Below are 18,450 nucleotides of genomic sequence, written 5' to 3' on the forward strand. Positions count from 1 at the left end.
CGGGGTCACTTACGGCCCATCCCCAGGGGTGGAATGGACCGTAAGTGACCCCGCGTTGCGTTAAGGGCTTTAGCGTCCCGAGGCTGCCAGTTCGGCCAGCAACTCGGTTTTGCGTTCCTCGCTCGCGAAGGAGGACCGGATGGAGTTGGCCGCGAGCCGCACGCAGTCGAACTCGGAGAGCCCGATCACGGACTTGAGCTGGGCAAAGTTCTCATCCACGTACCCGCCGAAGTAGGCCGGGTCGTCCGAGTTCACACTGACGTTGAGCCCGGCCGCGAGCATGCCCGGCAGCGGGTGCTCGGCCAGGGTGTCGACCGCGCGGAGCCGGACGTTGGAGAGCGGGCAGACGGTCAGCGGCATGAGTTCGTTGACCAGGCGTTCCACCAGCTCTGGGTCCTCCATGCAGCGGATGCCGTGGTCGATCCGTTCCACGCCCAGCACGTCCAGCGCCTCGATGATGTACGACGGCGGGCCCTCTTCGCCGGCGTGCGCGATGCGGTGCAGTCCGGCCTCCTTGGCGCGGGCAAAGAGCCGTTCGAACTTCGACGGCGGGTTGCCCACCTCCGCCGAGTCCAGCCCGATGCCGGCGATCGGCGCGTCCATCGCCAGCAGTTGCTCCAGCACCTCCAGCGCCGACTCCTCGGAGAGGTCGCGCAGGAACGCGGCGATGAGCAGGGTGGAGACGCCGAACTCCTGCGCGGAGGTGGCCAGCACGGAGGCCACGCCGTTCACGCACGTCGCCAGCGACACGCCGCGGGACAGGTGCGCCTGCGGATCCAGCATGATCTCGGCGTGCCGCACCCCGGCTGTGGCGGCGCGCGCCAGGTACGCGCGGGTCATATCGGCGAAGTCCTGCTCGGTCTGCAGCACGGCCATGTTGGCGTAGTAGAGATCCAGGAACGACTGCAGGTCCGTGAACTCGTACCGCGCGCGCAGCTCGTCCAGGTCCGCGTAGGGCAGCGCGATCCCGTTTCGTTCCGAGAGCGCGAAGATCAGTTCCGGCTCCAACGTGCCCTCGATATGCAGGTGCAGCTCGGCCACGGGCAGCGCGGCATGGACTCCTGCCGGGACCTCCGCGAACTCGGGGACGCCCTCAGCCTGGGCCGCGTCGACGCCGCCATTGTTAGTTTCCATTCGGTAAGGATATGCCTGCCGGAAGCAAGGACGGATAGAGTCGAACAGATGCAGAATAATCAGCAGGCTTCCGATCTTGCCGGCCTGGCGCCGGACCGCCCCACGGATGGTTTCGTCCGGGTCCGCGGCGCCCAGGAAAACAACCTGCGCAACGTGGACGTGGACGTGCCCCGCGACGCGATTGTCGCCTTCACCGGCGTCTCCGGCTCCGGCAAGTCCTCCCTCGCCTTCGGCACCATCTACGCCGAGGCCCAGCGCCGCTACTTCGAATCTGTGGCGCCCTACGCCCGGCGGTTGATCCAGCAGGGCCACAACCCCAAGGTTGAGCTGATCACCGGGCTGCCGCCCGCCGTCGCGCTCCAGCAGCGCCGCGGCACCCCCAGCTCCCGTTCCACCGTGGGCACGGTCACCACGCTGTCCAACTCGCTGCGGATGCTCTTCTCCCGCGCCGGCAGCTACCCCGACGGCGCCGCATCGCTGGACTCGGACGCGTTCTCCCCCAATACCGCGGCCGGCGCCTGCCCCGAATGCCACGGTCTCGGCATCGCGCACACGGTCAGCGAATCCTCGCTGGTCCCGGACACCTCGCTGAGCATCCGCGACGGCGCCATCGCCGCGTGGCCCGGCGCCTGGCAGGGCAAGAACCTGCGCGACATCCTCACCCACCTGGGTTACGACGTCGATACCCCCTGGCGGAAGCTGCCCAAGAAGGACCGCGACTGGATCCTCTTCACCGAGGAACAGCCCGTGGTGGAGGTGACGCCGCAGCGCGACCGGGTGGCCAAGCCGTACAAGGGCCGCTTCTGGAGCGCCCGCAGCTACGTCCTGCACACGCTCGCGGACTCCAAGAGCAGCACCATGCGCGAGAAGGTGCTGCGCTTCATGGAAACCGGCCCGTGCCCGCGCTGCGGCGGCAGCGGGCTGCGTCCCGAGGCGCTTGCCGTGACGTTCGCGGGCAAGACCATCGCCGAGCTCAACGCGGTGCCGATGACCGAGCTGGCCGCGATTATCCGCCCCACCACCGAGCTCACGTCCGCGGGCACGGCGTCGCGGAAGCAGTCCTCGGGCGAGTCCAACGAGGTGGCTGTTGCCATCACCCGCGACCTGCTCCAGCGCGTCACCGTGCTGCTGGACCTGGGCCTGGGCTACCTCGCGCTGGGCCGTTCCACCCCCACCCTCTCCCCCGGCGAGATGCAGCGGCTGCGGATCGCCACCCAGCTGCGCTCCGGGCTGTTCGGCGTGATCTACGTGCTCGATGAGCCCTCCGCGGGCCTGCACCCGGCCGACGCCGAGCCCCTGCTCGCCGTGCTGGACCAGCTCAAGTCCTCCGGCAACTCGGTGTTCGTCGTCGAGCACAACATGGACGTGGTGCGCCGGGCCGACTGGCTGGTGGACGTGGGCCCGCGCGCCGGCGAAGGCGGCGGCGAGGTGCTCTACAGCGGCCCGGTGGCCGGCCTCGCCGAAGTGGAAGCCTCCGTCACCCGGCCCTACCTGTTCCCGGATGCTGCCGGCAAGGCGGACGACGGCGGCCCGCGGGCCCGCCGGGAGGCGGCCGGCTGGCTGGAGTTGCGCGACATCAGCCGCCACAACCTGCAGGAGCTCGATGCCAGCTTCCCGCTCGGTGTCCTGACCGCCGTCACCGGCGTCTCCGGCTCCGGCAAGTCGACCCTGGTCAGCCAGGTCCTCGCCGAGGTGGCCAATTCCTGGCTGCACCCGGACTCGGACGCCGTCACCACAGAGGAAGCAGCCGACGACGCCGGGGAGCCCAGCGCCCCGCTGAGCGTGGGTCCCGTGTCCGGGCTGGAGCAGATCGACCGGCTGGTGAAGGTGGACCAGAAGCCGATCGGACGGACCCCGCGCTCCAACCTGGCCACCTACACCGGGCTATTCGACGCCGTCCGCAAGGAGTTCGCGGCCACGGACGAGGCCAAAGCCCGTGGTTTCGGCGCCGGACGTTTCTCCTTCAATGTGGCCGGCGGACGCTGTGAAACCTGCCAGGGCGAGGGCTTTGTGGCCGTCGAGCTGCTCTTCCTGCCCGGCAGCTACGGCCCCTGCCCGGAATGCCATGGCTCGCGCTACAACCCGGAGACCCTGGAAGTAACCTACCGCGGCAAGAACGTGGCGGAAGTGCTGGGCATGACGGTCAACGCGGCGGCCGATTTCCTCACCGAGGTCCCCGCCGCCGCGCGCGCCCTGCAGACCCTGCGCGAAGTCGGGCTGGGCTACCTCCGGCTAGGCCAGCCCGCCACCGAGCTTTCCGGCGGCGAGGCCCAGCGCATCAAGCTCGCCACCGAGCTGCAGCGTGCCCAGCGCGGTCACTCGCTCTATCTGCTGGATGAGCCCACCACGGGACTGCACCCGGCCGACGTCGAACTCCTGATGGCCCAGCTGCACCGGCTGGTGGACGCCGGCAACACCGTCGTGGTGGTGGAGCACGAGATGGACGTCGTGGCCGCCGCGGACTGGGTGATCGATCTGGGACCGGCCGGCGGCGACGCCGGCGGCAAGATCATCGCCGCCGGGGAACCCGCCGTCGTCGCGCGCTCCAAAACAAGCAGGACCGCCCCGTACCTCGGGGCGGTCCTGAAGGGCTAGAGCCGGGACGGGCGTCAGGCAGTCTTGGGGAGTTCGCGGATGATGCGGACCTTCCACGCGGCGTCGTCGCTGGTGTCCAGCAGGGCCACGGTGCCCTGCGCAAGGTGCAGCGCGACGCGCTTGGCGGCGAGCAGTTCCAGGTAGAGCTGTTCGTTCATCCGGGCCGGGGTGTCGATCACGTACTTCACCGCGTCGCGGACCTTGCGGTAGTTGTCGCTGCGCTCCCGGTGCAGGTGGAGTTCGAGCAGCCGGCGCTGCCGCAGCCGCGGCTCGTGCCGGTTCAGCCATGACACGGCCGCGTGCACGGCCACCACGAGGGTCAGCGAGATGGCGTAGATTTCCCAGCCGCTGGAGAGCAGGAAGAGCGGCAGGTTGGCGATTGCGACGAGGGCGATGAAAAGGCGGAACGCGAGCAGGCGGCGCATGGTCAGGGCCACCGAGGCCAGGGCCGTGCGGAAACCGCTCTGCTCCTTGCGGGCCGCGGCAGGGTCCAGGGTGAATTCTTCGAGGACCAGGATTCCGTTGGCTTCCGGGCCGAGCATTTGTCCGTACTTGGGCGCAAAGGGCGCCGCTGCTTCAAGGGTCATGGCGGGTCTTCCGTGCGGCTGGGGTGGTTGGGCTAAATGATAAATCCCGAGGCTGGGAGCTGTCTGTAGGTATCCGCGATGTGAACACGCTCACCCGCGGCGCCCAGCAATTGGCGTTGCGGGCCCGTGGCCTCAAACTGGAGAGATGCAGACTTTCCTCCCCTTCCCCGATTTCCAGCAGAGCGCCGCGGCCCTTGACCCCGCGCGGCTCGGCAAGCAGCGCGTTGAGGCGCTGCAGATGCTGCGCGCGCTGGTGATTCCCGAGTACGGCTGGCAGTCCCACCCGGCCGTCCGGATGTGGATGGGCCACGTCCCCGCTTTGACGATGTACGGCCTGGCCATGGTGGACGAATGGACCGCCCGCGGCGGCGAAGACACCACCCGGGAGAAGATCATGGAGTTCGCTCCGCAAGCCGCGCACCCGGACTACGCCGCCAAGATCCCGATGCCGTACTGGCTGGGGAACCCGGACTTCCACGCCAGCCACCGCTCCCGGCTGCTCGCCAAGGACCAGCGGTTCTACACTGCGGTGTTCCCCGGCACGGATCCGGATCTGGAGTACGTGTGGCCTGAACCCAAGCACGAGTTGCTGCCGGAAGATCCCGCAGGAGACCGCATGTGGGTCCTCCGCCTGCCGCTGGGCGATACCGATCCAAAGCAGCTGGACACGATCAGCCTGCCGCCGGTTCGCGGCAAGGCAGCAAACGCCGGGGACGACGAGTACGAGTTCGTCTACGCGGACAACGGGTCGCGCCGGCCGGACAAGAACGCCCGCAAGCGCCCCGCCAAGCCACTGGTGAAGAAGCCCACCCGCAAGCGCCAGGCCCAGGAAGAGGCGTTCACCACGCTGCCAGGGAAATCCGTCGTGGCGATCCCGCTCGAGGGCGGCCGCTCCTTCGCCGTCGGCGAGGTCCAGGGGCGTCCGATCACGGTGGACGGCGTGTTTGCACGCAACTTCCAGGTCAACGAGGTCCTGGCCCGCCGGGACTTCGACTACCCGGCGCTGCTGCAGGATCCCCGGGCGTTCTTCCCGATCCCGGCACGGTAGCGCGGTAGTTCGGGGCGCGCGGTTAGCGGCTCCGGGCGACTCTCCTGCTCGCGGGTTCGGTCCGCCGTCGGCGCTTCCGAACGTCGAGCCCGAACGAAACCCGCGAGGGGCGGCTCCGTCGCTCACCGCGCTGCCCGCATTTACTGGCAGACTGGCCCGTATGACTGTACTGCTGGCCGGTTGCGGCGATCTGGGTACCGAAGCCGGCCTGCGCTTTGCCGCGGCCGGCCACCGCGTGGTGGGCTGGCGGCGCTCCCCGGGGAAGCTGCCGACGGCGATAGAGGGCGCCGCGGTTGACCTGACTTCCGGCGAACTGCCGCCGGTCCCGGCGGACACCACCGCCGTCGTCGTCGCGATTGCGGCGGATTCCCCCACCGAGGAAGCCTACCGGGCGGCCTATGTGGACGGCCTGGCCCATGTGCTCGACGCCGTGGCCGCTTCCGGCGCGCCGGTCCGCCGGGTGCTGTTCGTGTCCTCCACCGCGGTGTACGGCGACGCCGACGGCGGCTGGGTGGACGAAACGACGACGCCGACCCCCGGCGGGTTCTCCGGCCGCATCATCCGCGAAGCCGAGGACCTGCTCTACAGCCGCCTGCGCGGCACCGGGGTTACGCCGTTGGTCCTGCGGCTCGGCGGGATCTACGGACCCGGCCGGACCCGACTGATCGACCAGGTGCGCAGCGGAAACGCCAAGGTCCCGGCCGAGTCCCGCTTCACCAACCGGATCCACCGCGACGACGCCGCTGCCGCCATCGTGCACCTGTGCACCATGGCCGCCGAGCCGGCGCCCGTGTACCTGGGCGTGGACAACGAGCCGGCCGAACTTGGCGAGGTGCTGCGGTTCCTGGCCCGCGAGCTGGGGCTCCCGGAGCCAGGGCCTACCGAACCGGCGTCGGGGGCTGCCGGAGCAGGCGGTGGCGAGCCGTCGCGTGGCGGGAACAAGCGCGTCAGCAACGCGCTGCTGCGCGGTACGGGCTTCGAGTTCGAGTATCCGAGCTTCCGCGAGGGCTACCGTGCCATCCTGGCCGGCGTCGGCGAGCGGCACCCCTGACGCGGCGTTTGCTCGCAGAGCACTAGAGTTCACTCCCGACTTTTCCGAGGGGCAGCATGGATTTTCAGCACATCATCGAGACGGTCGGCCGGTTCATGGATTTCGCCGGCGTGGCCATCATGGTCATCGGCGCGCTGGTGTCGATCCCGATGGCTTTGCGGGGGTTCCAGCCACGGCAGCTGCCGTCCGGCTCCGAACCGCTCTCGGTCTACCGTTCCTACCGGCAACTGCTGGGCCGTTCCATCCTGCTCGGCCTCGAGCTGCTGGTGGCGGCCGACATCATCCGGACCGTCGCCGTCACCCCCACCTTCGAGAGCGTGGGCGTGTTGGCCATCATCGTGCTGATCCGGACGTTCCTGAGCTTCTCCCTCGAACTTGAAATCACCGGACGCTGGCCCTGGCAGAAGCAGCCGGCGGTCGCCCAGGCGCCGTCGACGGCCGGCTGACCGGTTCTCCCGAGAGCGGAAAGCCCTTCTCGGCGCCCACTGGCTCCGGCTAGGCTCGCGAAATGACGAATTCACTTGCCGCCAAAGCCACCGAATTGCTGAGTCTCCACCGCGCGCCCGGGATCCTGCAGGTCATCAACGTCTGGGATGTGATCACCGCGAAGGTCGTCGCCGACGTCCCCGGCACCACTGCCCTGGCAACGGCCAGCCACTCCATTGCTGCTTCGCTGGGTTATGAAGACGGCGAGAAGATCCCGCTGGACGAGATGATCGCCGCCGTCGGCCGCATTGCCGCGGCGACCTCCCTGCCGGTCAGCGCCGACCTTGAGTCAGGCTACGGCAACCCGGGCGAGGCCGCCCGCAAGGCGATCGGCGTCGGCATTGTTGGTGCCAACATCGAGGACCAGATGCGGCCGCTCGCGGACGCGGTGACCCAGATGAGTTCCGTGGTGCGGGCGGCCGAGGCCGAGGGCATCGACTTTGTCCTCAACGCCCGCACGGACGCGTTTCTGAAGGGCAAGGACCGGGACCCCGGCGCAGTGCTCGCGGACGCGGTTGAGCGCGGCCGGGCCTTCCTGGACGCCGGCGCCACGACCGTGTTTGTACCCGGGCTGCTGGACGAAGCCACCGTCAAGGCGCTGGTGGACGGCATCGGGTGGAACACGGTGTCAGTCATCAACGTCCCCGGCTCACTGGCCCCGGCCAAGCTTCAGGAACTCGGCGTCGCCCGCATCTCATACGGTCCGTGGACCCAGCGCGTGGCGCTGACCGCCCTGGCGGATACCGCGGCGGAACTGCTGTCCGGCGGAGAACTTCCGGGCGGTACCCGGGCCCTGAACTAACGGGCCGCGAACCGATGGCAAACGATCCCTGGCCTGCGGCGCCGGAGCTGCCGCGACCGGTCATCATGGACCAGCGGTGGACGGACGCCGTGTTCCTGCACTGGCGCATCCCCGAGGCGGTTGCCGCGAAATTCATGCCGCCCGGCGTTGTTCCGGACCTGTTCGACGGATCGGCTTGGGTGGGACTCATCGGTTTCCGCATGCAGGGCGCCGGCTTGGGCCACGGGCCCGGCATTCCGTACTTCGGCAGCTTCAACGAGATCAACGTGCGGCTCTACTCCCGGGAAGCGGACGGCACGCGGGGCGTGGTTTTCCTGAGCCTGGACGCGTCCCGCCTGGCGGTGGTGCTGGCTGCCCGAGTGGCGGGAATTCCCTATGTGTGGTCCCGGGACCGGTTCAGGGCAACGAACCTGGCGGACCCGTCGACCGGGTATTCGGTGCGCAGGTTTCGGGGCGGGGCACGCAGCGATTTCGCGGTAGTCCCGGAGTCCGACGCCGGAGCAACCGATCCGCTGTCCGTCCACCTCACGGCCCGGTTTGGTTTACATACCCGCTTCCGCGGCAAGACGTTCTACGTTCCGAATACGCACACGCCGTGGCCGCTGTACCCGGCTCGGGTGACGGTGTTGGAGGACCAACTCGTCGCAGCGGCCGGCATCGCTGTGTCGGGGCCGCCCGACTCGGTGTTGTTCTCGCCGGGCGTTCGGACGCAGTTCGGACGGCCGCGGGTTTTGGATTAGGGCGGGCCCGAGTCGAGTTGCGGCCTACCAGTTCGGTGCGCGTTCCGCGGCGGGCTAATAATGTCGGTGGTCGGCAGTTGAATGGGGTTATGGGAATCGGTGCAGCCCTCATCGTTCGTCCGGCCAGTTGGCCGGGCGGTGAGGGGCGCAGCGCTGGTCCTGTTGTTGACGAGGTCCTGGTGCTGCTCCGACGGTTGTGCGCGACGGCGGCCGGGGACGCGGCGCTGCTGGGATTCGCTGAGGCGGCGGAGTTCGCTGGCCGGGTCGAGGAAGTTTCCCGGGCGTTGGAGTATTTGCAGGTCGTTGCCGCGGGGGCCGTGGACCGCACCCGCAAAGAGAGCCCCGATGCGCTCCCGGCCGCCGGTGACGGGTACCGCAGGACCGGGGACTTCCTCCGGGACCGGCTGCAGATCACCGCCGTCGAGGCCCACCGCCGCCTCACCCTCGCCGGCGCCCTGCTGCCCCGCGCCGGGATCACCGGCCAGCCTCTGGCGGCCCTGCACGAGGAACTCGCCGCCGCCGTGGCCGCCGGTACCGTCCCGTCCCGGTCCGCGACCATCATCAGCCAGGCCCTAGAACGCGCCCGGCCGCTCTGCGACCCGGACACGAGTGCCCGGATGGAACACGCCCTGACCCGCACCGCCGCGGAACATGACCCGGATTTCCTGGCCCGGATCGCCCGGCGCTGGATGGACGCAATCGACCAGGACGGCGCCGAACCCGCCGAAGACGTCCTCCGCCAGTTACAGGGCGCGTTCCTCCGCAAACCCCGCCACGGCCTCCAACACCTGGAGATCTTCGCGACCACCGCACAATACGAACACCTGCTGACCGTGATGAACACCCCCACCAACCCCCGCACCACCCCGGGCGCGGCAATCGACGGCAACACCGCAACCGGCACCGCAGCACTCAACGGCGAAGAACCCGACGGGACAGGACCGGGCAGCATGGACCGGCGGTCCCGGCCGCAGAAACTCCTCGACGGACTCGTCGGCGCCTGCAAAGTCGCCCTAAGCTCCGGCGGGCTGCCCGCCGCGGGCGGACTCCGGCCCCAGATCATGGCCACCATCGACTACCGCGACCTCCTCGACCGCCTCCACCAGCGCGCAGAGACCGACACCGGCACCGGGACACTGGCGTTCACCGGACCCGTCACCGCCGCGACCATCCGCACCATCGCCTGCGACGCCGACATCATCCCCGTCCTCCTCGGCTCCCAAGGCCGCCTCCTGGACATCGGCCGTACCACCCGGCTCTTCCCGCCCCACCTCCGCAAAGCCATCACCGCCCGCGACCAAGGCTGCGCCTTCCCCTCCTGCACCATCCCCGCCCCCTGGTGCGAAGCCCACCACATCACCTACTGGTCACAAGGCGGCACCACCTCCGCAGACAACGGAACACTCCTCTGCTCCCACCATCACCACCTGATCCACAAAGAACAATGGACCATCCAACCCCGCCACGGCATCCCCTGGTTTATCCCACCGCCCCACCTCGACCCCCACCAAACACCCCGAAGAAACCACTACTTCAGATCGTGACCGCGGGGTATCGACATACAGGCGACTCGATCATTCGAACTGACCAGGCTCTGGGCTCAGAATGTCCGTTAGTTTCCGAAGGAGCGTACTCTTGTCGTCCGCGATTTGCTCGCCATAGCGGGGTTTGCGGCGGCCCTTTTTTGGTGGATTGGGCTCACCGGCTATCTTGCGGTTGGAGGTGCGGCCAGTGGCGCATCGGGGGCCGCGGTATTCCTCGCCGTACCGGCTGCCGCGACCGCAGGAACGTTTCTGGCGGCTCGCCGTCGCAGTCGCCGTGTGCCTAAATTGACCTAGGGACGAGTGCGCTTGAACTCGGTGACGGACGTCGTCAGCCCCGCAAACTGCCGCTTCGGCGCGTAGCCAATAGCTTCCATTGCCTTGCGCGCGCCGGTCTTGCTGGACACTTCCACAACCCAAACTGTGTCGTATTTAAGAATTCGATTCCTGGCCGTCTTGACGTCATAGCGCCGGTCAAAAATGCGCCCCCATTGGGCGGCCGGAAGAGCCATTGTGGGATCGTTAAGGCGCTCAAAATCGGCCCGGTAGCCCTGGAACGCCATGTCCCGGTCGTTGCTTATTACGAACGCGTCATTCGGGGCGGCGTTCCTCTGGATAGTTTCAGCAATGAAACGGAAGTCATCACTTTCAATGCGCCCATATTCCGTCCGCTGGCCGACATACGACGGCACCGAGATCACCAGGGCGGCGGCCAACACCGCAACCAGCCAACGTCGATGGACCGGCCGCCCGAGCGGCCTGGCCAGCAGCGGAGCGGCAGCCAGCATTGGCAGGGCGGCCAGTTCGAACGAAACATACCGCGGCAGGTAATAGCCGCGCCCGGCGATCGCTGATCCTAGAATCACCAGTGCCAGCGGCAGCACAAGCCATGGCAAGGCCAGCTTCACGGCGAAATGCTTTCGGGCCAGGATTGTGCCGATCAGTGCCGCAACCCAGACGACCGCCGCCAGGCCGTACATCGTAAAGTCCTCGCCCGGCGTCGGTTTGGGGCTGGTGACGAAGTTCTCCGAAACGGAATAGGCGTCGCTGAAGAACTGGATAAAGGCGACCTCGTAAGGTGTGGACGCCCCGATGGGCTGTACCCAAGCTATCTGAAACTGTTGGCGCGAGGCGACGGCGGCGATCAGGGCTGCCGGGACAAGCCACCCTAGCGAGGCCACCGCCATGCCACGCCATTGTCTGCGCAGGCGCCCGTCGACCAGCAGGGTAATCCCGTGCGCCGCGACCAAAAGCACGGCGTAAAACGACAAACTAACGGTGAGCAGGCCGGTAAGTCCGTACCAGAGCCACCGCAGTTTGGTCGGGGATTCGCGGATGAGCACCAGCAGGTAGGTTGCCAGCACAGCACCCAAAACGGTCATGGCATACGAGCGAGCGTCCGTGGCCACGTATTGGACCCGCGGGAGGATGACGAAGATGACCGCGGCGCTCACTCCGTAGGCGGTACCCCCGAGCCTGCGGCAGAGTGCCGTCAGCAGTCCAGCGGCCACTGCCACCGCGATCAGGCTGGGCGTGCGCAGCGACAATTCGGACAGTCCGAAAATTCGAGTCCAGCCATACATCAGGCCGTAGTAGGCGCCGTGAACCGCATCCACTTTCCCCAGCATGGTCCAGAGCTCGGGAAAGTCCCGGTTGACCGCGCTGACGGTGGCTGCCTCGTCAGTCCAAAAGCTCGGGACGGACACTCCGACCATTGAATAGAAAAAGGTAAGCAAACCCACGATTAAGGGGACGCGGCTGGTTCTACTCACCGGACAATCTAAGCATGGATGCGCAGGTGCATTGGCTGCCCCGCGTGGGGCGTCCAAGCCTCCCTATGCGCTACCGCCCCGCCGCGTACCCTTGGGCGCCGCGGGGGTTGGCCGCGGCCTGCAGCACCCCCGTTGCGGGGTCCCGCACGACGGCGGACAGCCGGCCGAGGGTCCAGCCGCCGGCCACGGTCACCACGTGCCCGCGGCGTTGGAGCCCCGCGATGACGTCCTCGCCCAGCCGGTCCTCGACCACTGCGCCGCCGGGCTCCCAGGTGCGCGGCCAGAACGATCCAGGCATCGACGTCGTATGGAACGTCGGTGCGTCGATGGCTTGCTGCGGCGAGTAGCCGCCCACGATCGTTCGCAGCAAGTACGGCAGCTGCCACTGGTCCTGCTGGTCACCGCCCGGCGAACCCAGCGCGGTCACGGCATGCCCCTCCCGGAGGACCAGGGTCGGGGTCAGGGTGGTGCGGGGCCGCTGGCCCGGAGTGAGGGTGGAAGGTGTGCCCGGCTCCAACCAGGTCATCTGCAGGCGGGTGCCGAGGCAGAAACCCAGCTCTGGAATCGCGGGCGAGGACTGCAGCCAGCCGCCGGACGGGGTGGCCGAGACCATGTTTCCCCAGCGGTCCACGACGTCGATGTGGCAGGTGTCGCCGCGGGTTTCCCCGCTCGGCGCTACGGTTGGCTCGCCGACGCCCAGTCCCGCCGGTCCGGACCCCACACCGTTCCGGACCAAAGCTGGCGGCGTGTATTCGGTGCGCAGCTGCGGCAGATAAGGCTCGCGCCCCGGGACCTTCCCGGGCCGGAATTCGTGTGACGCCCGCTCCGTGATCAAATCGCGGCGGCCCGCGCTGTACTCCTCGGACAGCAGGTACTCCAGCGGTACGTCCGTGTCGCCGTAGTACGCCTCGCGGTCGGCCAACGCCAGCTTCTGGGCCTCCAGGATTGTGTGCGCCCCGAGCTCGGTCGACGGATCGAGATACTGGTCCTCGAACCCGGCGAGGATGGCCAAGGTCTGCAGCAGCGCCGGACCCTGACCCCACGGCCCGGTCTTCGCGATCGTGTGGCCCCGGAAATCGATGGTGGCCGCCGACTCATAGCCTGCTTCGAAGCCGGCCAGGTCGGACACCGCCAGGACGCCCCGGTGGTCGGTCCCAGAGGAGTGCCGGTGCGGGGCCTGCACGGATTCGACCATCGCCCGGGCTACGAAGCCCTCGCGCCATTCCCGGCGGGCAGCATCGATCCGCGCCTCCCGGGACCCGTCGGACCCCAACGCCGAGCCTGCTTCGATGAGCCGCTCCAGCGTCCGGGCGTAGGCAGGGTTGCGGATGACGTCGCCCTCGGCCGGAATCCGGCCGCCCGGCATCCACAGCTCGGCCGAGCTGGGCCAATGCTCCTGGAACAGCTCCGCCACCGCGGCAATCGTGGTGCCGACGCGGCCGAGCACCGGGTGCCCGTCGCGCGCATAGCCGACCGCGAACGCCAGGATCGCGTCCAGCTCCCAGGTACCGTGGTCGCGCAACAGCAGGAGCCAGGCGTCGACGGCGGCGGGCACCGCGGCGGCCAGCGCCCCGGAGCCCGGCACCAGGTCCAGCCCTTCGGCGCGGTAGTGCTCGACCGTGGCCGCAGCCGGCGCCGGCCCCTGCCCCATCAACACCACTGGCCTGCCGGGTTCGGCCGCCGTCACGAAGACACCCGTCATGTCCCCGCCCGGGCCGTTGAGGTGCGGCTCGACAACGTGCAGCACGAAGGCGCCGGCCGCGGCGGCGTCGAACGCGTTACCGCCGCGTTCGAGCACCGCCTGCGCTGCCGCCGTCGCGATCCAATGGGTGGATGCACTCATCCCAAAGGTGCCCTGCAAGGTGGGGCGGGTGGTGAACTGCTCAGCCGCGGTGAAGGTCATGGATCAGCCGAACAGCGCCGCCACGCGGGTCAGGGTCTCGTAGACCCCGTAGGCCAGTGGCACGCCGACGAGGGCCCATGCCACCGCGATTTTGCCGGTGGACGCTGTGACCGCCGTCTGTGTACCGGGGGTATGTGCTGTGCTCATCTCAGGCCTCCATGGCGGGTTCTGCAGACCGGTCGCGGTCCGGGCGGGGTTCGTGGAATCGTGCGTCGACCGGCTTGACCAGCAGGTTGGCCACAAAGCCGATCACCAGCAGCGCCACCATGGTCAGCAGCGCGGGCTGGTAGGACGCGGCATTCAGCTGGCCGGGCTTGCCCTGGGCGTCCAGGAAAGCGTTGACGATCAGCGGTCCGGCGACGCCGGCAGCCGACCACGCGGTCAGCAGCCGGCCGTGGATGGCGCCGACCTGGAAGGTGCCGAAGAGATCCCGCAGATAGGCCGGAGCCGTCGAGAAGCCTCCGCCGTAGAAGGAGATGATGACAAAGGCGAGCGCCACGTAGAGGACCGTGGTCGAGGAACCGGCGAGGGCCAGCACCGTGTAGAGCAGCGCGCCGACGCCGAGGTACACCATGTAGATGCGCTTGCGGCCGGTCACATCCGAGGTCGCGGACCAGGCAAAGCGTCCGGCCATGTTGCCGATGGAGAGCAATCCCACGAAGCCGGCGGCGACGCCGGCACTGACCAGGGACACGCCGTCGGACTTCCGGAAGAAGTCCTGGATCATCGGGGCAGCCTGCTCCAGGATGCCGATCCCGGCGGTGACGTTGCAGAACAGTGCGATCCAGACGAGCCAGAACTGCCGGGTCTTGACCGCGTTCTTCGCCGAGACGTTGTCCGTCGTGACCAGCTTTGACGCCTTGACCTTGGCCGGGTCGAAGCCGATGGGCTTCCAGCCGTCGGCTGGCACCTTGATGGTGAAAGCGCCGAAGAGCATGTAGGCGAGGTAGACGACGGCGAGGGTCAGGAAGAGCTTGCCGACCGAGTCACCGCTGGCAATCCAGCCCTTGGCGCCGGAGTTGGGGTCGTACATCTTCAGCAGCGCGGTGGAGACGGGGCTCGCGATCAGCGCGCCGCCGCCGAAACCCATGATGGCCATGCCGGTGGCGAGTCCCGGGCGGTCCGGGAACCACTTGATCAGGGTGGACACCGGCGAAATGTAGCCGATACCCAGGCCGATGCCGCCGACCACGCCGTAGCCGAGGTAAACGAGCCAGAGCTGGTGCGTGAAGATGCCGAGCGAGCCGATCACGAAGCCGCTGGCCCAGAACATGGCGGACGTGAACATCGCCTTGCGCGGGCCGTTCTTATCCACCCAGGTGCCCATGATCGCGGCGGACAGGCCGAGCATCACGATCGCGATGGAGAAGATCACACCGATTTCGGTCAGGCTGGCGCCGAAGTGCTTGACCAACGCCGTCTTGTAAACGCTCGTCGCGTACGCCTGGCCGATGCACAGGTGGACGGCGAGCGCCGCGGGCGGCACAAGCCACCGGTTGAACCCCGGTGGGGCAATAGTTCGTTCGCGGTCCAGCCAGCCCATAGTTGCTCCCTAGCATGTCGAAAGACGCCGATGTCTCGGCGCTCTAGAGGCGAAAGGCCCAAATGCGGGCAGTTGCCTCCGGCAATCATGGTGCAATTCATCAGCAAACGTATCAGTTGTGCGCCGAGCGGTAGGGATTCCGCGATGAACGGTCAGGTTACTTGCCGAGGCCCGCTCTCCGGAGCGCCTCGGCCATCGCGGTGTTGGCGGGCGCCGACGCCGGGGCCGCCGCCGGGGCCACTTTGGGGCCAGGCGTGGGTGAGCCCTGCCTAGCCGGGGTCGGCGTGGCGGCGGACCTGGGCTGCGGTGGCTTCGCCTGGCCCCGACGGCCCCGGTCCTGCGAACCTGCCGCGGGTTCGTCGTCGAGCCGGAGCGTCAGTGAGATGCGTTTCCGGTCCGGGTCGGCCTCCAGCACCTTGACCCGTACCACTTGGCCGGACTTGACCACCTCGCGCGGGTCGGCGACGAACCGGTTGGCCAGCGCGGAGACGTGGACCAGCCCGTCCTGGTGCACTCCGACGTCCACGAACGCGCCGAACGCGGCCACATTGGTGACTGTGCCTTCCAGCACCATGTCGGGCTTGAGGTCCGAGATCTTCTCGATCCCTTCCCGGAACGTCGCCGCCGCAAACGCGGGCCGCGGGTCCCGGCCTGGTTTTTCCAGCTCGGCCATGATGTCCCGCACGGTCGGCAGCCCGAACGAGCCGTCCACGAAGTCCTGGGGGTTGAGCGCAGCCAGGCCGCCGCCCTGACCGGCGCCCTGACCGGCGCCGGCCGCGGCCTTGATCTTCCGGGCCAGCGGGTACGCCTCCGGATGCACGCTGGAGGCGTCCAGCGGCTCCGCTCCCCCGCTGATCCGCAGGAAGCCGGCGCACTGTTCAAAAGCCTTCGCGCCCAGCCGGGGCACCTTCTTCAGCTCGCTGCGCTTGTTGAACGGACCGTGCTCGTTCCGGTACGCCACGATGTTCTCGCTCAGCAGCGGTCCGACGCCGGCCACCCGGCTCAGCAACGCGGGTGAGGCGGTGTTGACGTCCACCCCGACGGCGTTGACGCAGTCCTCGACGACGGCGTCGAGGCTGCGGTCCAGCTTCGACGCCGTGACGTCGTGCTGGTACTGCCCGACGCCGATCGACTTCGGCTCGATCTTGACCAGTTCCGCGAGCGGATCCTGCAGCCGCCGGGCGATCGACACCGCGCCGCGCAGCGACACGTCCATGCCGGGCAGTTCGGCCGCGGCGAGCGCCGACGCCGAGTACACAGACGCCCCGGCCTCGGACACGACGAGTTTCTGCGGCGCGCCGCCGGCTTCGGCACCGAGCTGTTTGATCAGCTCCGCCGCGAGCTTGTCCGTCTCCCGCGAGGCGGTGCCGTTGCCGATCGCCACGAGTTCAACACCGTGTTTCCGGGCCAGCGCCAGGAGCGTGCGCAGCGCCTCATCCCACTTCCGTGCCGGGGCGTGCGGGTAGACAGTGTCCGTCGCAACCACCTTGCCGGTCCCGTCCACCACGGCGACTTTCACGCCGGTGCGCAGCCCCGGGTCCAGTCCCAGGGTGGCGCGGTTGCCGGCGGGTGCGGCGAGCAGCACGTCCCGGAGGTTGGCGGCAAACACCCGGACGGCCTCGTCCTCGGCCGCGGCGAACATCCGGCTGCGCAGGTCGCCGCTCAGGCGGCTGAGCACCCGCGAGCGCCACGCCTGCTGCGCCGTCTGCAGCAGCCAGGCATCGGCGGGCCGGCCTCGGTCGGCGACCCCAAGGAACTTGGCCACAGCGGCTTCGTACCGGCCGCGGGCGGCGGCCAGGGCGGCGTCGTCGTCCGGTTCCGCCTCGCTGAGATCCAGTTCCAGCACGCCGTCCTTTTCACCGCGCAGCAGCGCGAGGACCCGGTGCGAGGGCATCCCGGAGGGAGCCTGGGAGAACTCGAAGTAGTCCTTGAACTTCTGCCCCTCGGTCTCCATGCCCTTCTTGACCCGCGACACCATCCGGCCCTGGCTCCAGAGCCGCTCCCGCAGGGTGGCGGCCAGGTCAGCGTCCTGCGCGACGCGCTCGACAAGGATGGACCGGGCTCCGGCCAGCGCAGCGGTGGCGTCACCGATGGCATGTTCTTCGTTCAGGTACCGGGCGGCTTCGCGTTCCGGGTCCAGCTCCGGCCGCTTCAGCAACGAGTCCGCGAGCGGTTCCAGGCCGGCCTCGCGGGCGATCTGGGCCTTGGTGCGCCGCTTCGACTTGAAGGGAAGGTAGATGTCCTCCAGCCGCGACTTGGTGTCGGCGGCGACGACGGCGGCCTGCAACTCCGGGGTGAGCGACCCTTGGGCGGCGATTGCTTCCAGAATGGTCCGACGCCGGTCCTCCAGCTCGCGCAGGTAGCGCAGCCGCTCTTCAAGCCCGCGGAGCTGGGTGTCATCCAGGGTGCCGGTGGCTTCCTTGCGGTACCGGGCGATGAACGGCACCGTGGACCCGGCGTCGAGCAGCTCCACGGCCGCTTTCACCTGCCAGGGTTTCACGCCGAGCTCGGCGGCAATCTGGGTTTCAATCGGGGTGGTCACGGCTGGGTGCTGCGGGAGTTGGCTCACCCAGCCATTTTGCCTTACGCGGGTCAGGAGCCGGGCGTTCCCGCAGCGTCGGGGGTCTCCTGCACGTCCTGCACGACCTCGTTGTGGCGCAGGAACCACGGCTTGAACGGCGGGTCAAAGCGGGCGAACCTCGGCGGCCCCACCGGCGTCAGCCCGGCCACGATCAGCGCCGACTGCAGCCCGTCGTTGCGCCGCGCGAACGCGGTTTCCGAGCCGCTGCCGGAGAAGCGCAGCGCCGCGGCCAGCGAGCCGGGAACGGCCCGGATCCTGACCTCGGGGTCGGTCGGGACCGGAGCGGTTTCTGCGCTCATGCCCGCGGGGAGGACAAAGGCGACCACGAAGTCGGCCGGCGCATCCTTCCCGGGCAACGGGCCGCTTTGGAGCACCGGAGTGGTCATCGCCAGTTTCTGCGAGGGGCCGTGGCCCGAGCTCCCCTGGCCTCCGACTCCCGGGCCACCGGTCCCCTGGATCACCGGGGCGGTCATCGCCAGCTTCTGCGACGCGCTGTTGCTGCCACTGATGTAGTTGAACAGGTGGCGGAAGGCCGCATTTCCTGCGCGGTCAAAGCTCGCGTTGACCCGGATCTCGGCGACGACGTGCGCGGGATAGCGGCGCAACTCGAAGTGGGGGTAGCTGCGGACCAGCTCGAAGGGTTGTTGTTCGGTCATGGTCTTGCTGA

15 protein-coding genes are annotated in these 18,450 nt (G+C 68.6%); 7 read left to right on the plus strand and 8 right to left on the minus strand.

Annotation, left to right across the window (positions count from 1 at the left end):
* Positions 1-69: 69 nt before the first annotated feature.
* A complete protein-coding gene (locus tag AC1DGE_RS09770; protein ID WP_476917381.1) occupies positions 70-1,134 on the minus strand; it encodes an adenosine deaminase in 1,065 nt (354 codons plus the stop codon).
* A 48-nt stretch (positions 1,135-1,182) separates the two neighbouring features.
* Between AC1DGE_RS09770 and uvrA the strand changes: the two genes are divergently transcribed.
* Positions 1,183-3,729 (plus strand): excinuclease ABC subunit UvrA, encoded by a 2,547-nt coding sequence (gene uvrA / locus AC1DGE_RS09775; protein ID WP_441418346.1) that lies wholly within the window; start codon positions 1,183-1,185, stop codon positions 3,727-3,729.
* Positions 3,730-3,743: 14 nt separating this feature from the next.
* Here uvrA and AC1DGE_RS09780 read toward each other — a convergent pair whose 3' ends face one another.
* Positions 3,744-4,316, minus strand: a complete 573-nt coding sequence (locus AC1DGE_RS09780) for a hypothetical protein (protein ID WP_476917382.1) — start codon at positions 4,314-4,316, stop codon at positions 3,744-3,746.
* A 145-nt stretch (positions 4,317-4,461) separates the two neighbouring features.
* Here AC1DGE_RS09780 and AC1DGE_RS09785 point away from each other — a divergent pair, with 145 nt between their 5' ends.
* The 6 genes from AC1DGE_RS09785 to AC1DGE_RS09810 all read left to right on the plus strand — a co-directional run bounded on the left by AC1DGE_RS09785 (position 4,462) and on the right by AC1DGE_RS09810 (position 9,987).
* Positions 4,462-5,364, plus strand: a complete 903-nt coding sequence (locus tag AC1DGE_RS09785; protein ID WP_441418344.1) for an MSMEG_6728 family protein — start codon at positions 4,462-4,464, stop codon at positions 5,362-5,364.
* Positions 5,365-5,524: 160 nt separating this feature from the next.
* Positions 5,525-6,415 (plus strand): SDR family oxidoreductase, encoded by an 891-nt coding sequence (locus tag AC1DGE_RS09790; RefSeq protein WP_476917383.1) that lies wholly within the window; start codon positions 5,525-5,527, stop codon positions 6,413-6,415.
* Between the two features lie 56 nt (positions 6,416-6,471).
* Positions 6,472-6,861 carry a DUF1622 domain-containing protein gene (locus tag AC1DGE_RS09795; RefSeq protein WP_476917384.1) on the plus strand — a complete coding sequence of 130 codons (390 nt, stop codon included), beginning with the start codon at positions 6,472-6,474 and terminating at the stop codon, positions 6,859-6,861.
* Positions 6,862-6,923: 62 nt separating this feature from the next.
* Positions 6,924-7,703, plus strand: coding sequence for an isocitrate lyase/PEP mutase family protein (locus AC1DGE_RS09800; protein WP_476917385.1), 780 nt, complete (start codon positions 6,924-6,926; stop codon positions 7,701-7,703).
* Between the two features lie 14 nt (positions 7,704-7,717).
* A complete protein-coding gene (locus tag AC1DGE_RS09805; protein WP_441418340.1) occupies positions 7,718-8,443 on the plus strand; it encodes a YqjF family protein in 726 nt (241 codons plus the stop codon).
* Positions 8,444-8,532: 89 nt separating this feature from the next.
* Complete coding sequence (locus tag AC1DGE_RS09810; protein ID WP_476917386.1) at positions 8,533-9,987, plus strand: HNH endonuclease signature motif containing protein; 1,455 nt, start codon at positions 8,533-8,535, stop codon at positions 9,985-9,987.
* A 290-nt stretch (positions 9,988-10,277) separates the two neighbouring features.
* On the opposite strand, the gene AC1DGE_RS09815 is transcribed toward AC1DGE_RS09810, so the two are convergent.
* The 6 genes from AC1DGE_RS09815 to AC1DGE_RS09840 all read right to left on the minus strand — a co-directional run bounded on the left by AC1DGE_RS09815 (position 10,278) and on the right by AC1DGE_RS09840 (position 18,439).
* Entirely contained in the window at positions 10,278-11,756 is a 1,479-nt protein-coding gene (locus AC1DGE_RS09815; protein ID WP_476917387.1) for a glycosyltransferase family 39 protein, read from the minus strand.
* A gap of 70 nt (positions 11,757-11,826) precedes the next feature.
* A complete protein-coding gene (locus AC1DGE_RS09820; RefSeq protein ID WP_476917388.1) occupies positions 11,827-13,659 on the minus strand; it encodes a gamma-glutamyltransferase family protein in 1,833 nt (610 codons plus the stop codon).
* A 3-nt stretch (positions 13,660-13,662) separates the two neighbouring features.
* A complete protein-coding gene (locus AC1DGE_RS09825) occupies positions 13,663-13,806 on the minus strand; it encodes an MFS transporter small subunit (protein ID WP_441418336.1) in 144 nt (47 codons plus the stop codon).
* Between the two features lies 1 nt (position 13,807).
* Complete coding sequence (locus AC1DGE_RS09830; protein ID WP_476917389.1) at positions 13,808-15,202, minus strand: OFA family MFS transporter; 1,395 nt, start codon at positions 15,200-15,202, stop codon at positions 13,808-13,810.
* 157 nt (positions 15,203-15,359) lie between these two features.
* A complete protein-coding gene (locus AC1DGE_RS09835; protein WP_476917390.1) occupies positions 15,360-17,771 on the minus strand; it encodes a Tex family protein in 2,412 nt (803 codons plus the stop codon).
* A 23-nt stretch (positions 17,772-17,794) separates the two neighbouring features.
* Positions 17,795-18,439, minus strand: coding sequence for an SOUL family heme-binding protein (locus AC1DGE_RS09840; RefSeq protein WP_476909149.1), 645 nt, complete (start codon positions 18,437-18,439; stop codon positions 17,795-17,797).
* Positions 18,440-18,450 lie beyond the last annotated feature (11 nt).

Source organism: Arthrobacter sp. 05N425 (genome assembly GCF_056397125.1).